The sequence below is a fragment of the Bacillus sp. LR--39 genome, from assembly GCF_053613335.1.
In genome coordinates this window covers 1-1,074 of sequence record NZ_JBSIOT010000321.1, presented here as the reverse complement: position 1 = coordinate 1,074, position 1,074 = coordinate 1, and the positions used below count along the sequence as shown (strand labels likewise).

General features: G+C 45.3%; 2 protein-coding genes. Both read left to right on the top strand.

The window, feature by feature from the left end; all coding sequences use genetic code 11:
* Positions 1-471 (top strand): MFS transporter (locus ACWHAR_RS22885; RefSeq protein WP_452087922.1); only part of this gene is annotated, 471 nt, incomplete at its 5' end.
* A 161-nt stretch (positions 472-632) separates the two neighbouring features.
* Complete coding sequence (gene liaI / locus ACWHAR_RS22880) at positions 633-1,013, top strand: cell envelope stress-induced membrane anchor protein LiaI (protein WP_014480835.1); 381 nt, start codon at positions 633-635, stop codon at positions 1,011-1,013.
* The last annotated feature ends 61 nt before the right edge of the window (positions 1,014-1,074 follow it).

Here is a 1,074-nt window from a genome sequence, read left to right as displayed (position 1 = left end):
CTTTTAAAGGCCACCACCGCCGCGGGCGCGTTTTTATTAGGGTTTGTGCTGGCGAAAGTCAAGGTAAACAGGTACGGCTTGTTATTCGTCACTGCCGGCATTATTGAAGGATTTGCTTTCTTTATTACCGGGATGAATACCTTTTTGCCGCTCGTCTTTTTCGCTGCTTTTACCTTTGGCGCCGCAGTCAGTGCTGTTAATGTTCCTGAGTACACGATTATCCAGACGTCTGTGGATAGTGAGGATCAGCCGCAGGTTTACGCCGTTATACATATGATCTCCAATATTTCGATCCCTGCCGGAGCTGTCATTTGCGGGTATGCCGCAAATGCTTTCGGCTCAGGTAAAGTGATCGCTGCCGGCGGGATTGTCGAAATTATTGCGGGTATCGGAATCTTGCTGTTTACAAAACTGGCCAAAGCAGAAAGGTCCGACCTGATTAAAGAAAGGGAAGCAAGTGTTCATCTGTAAAGGGTTTTAAAACGCCATGCCTCGTGCATGGCGTTTTTTTGTGCCAATGGGTCCTGTGCGAGATACGACTCCGGTCTTATATAAAAATCAATCTCTGATTCGTTTTGCATATCTTCCAACTTGTATAAGATGAAGACAAGGAAAACGAAAGGAGGATCTGCATGAAGATCAACAAGAAAACAATAGGCGGATTCTTATTAATTGTATTTGGGATATCCGTCTTTTTTGGAGGGGGAAGCTTCGGCTTTATCATCCCGCTCGCCATCGGGAGCTTAATGACATACGCAGGAGTCAAAAGGTTTGCCGCGGGAAAAACCATCACGGGAATCATCGTGGGCGGTATCGGAGCCATTATGCTCATCTGCTCACTTCCGTTTGTCGTCGGAATCGCATTGGCAGCCGCTATGGTGTATTACGGCTGGAAGCTGATGAAAAACGGATCAGCTGATAACGGTGTATCATCTTTTGATCCTGAACCGGCTTCTGCTGCCTACCAATCTCACTTTGATGACGAATGGGAAGAATTTTTGAAGAAAAAATAATATCAATATATTAGGAGGAATCAGGTATGGTATTAAAAAGAATCAGAGACATGTTTGTTGC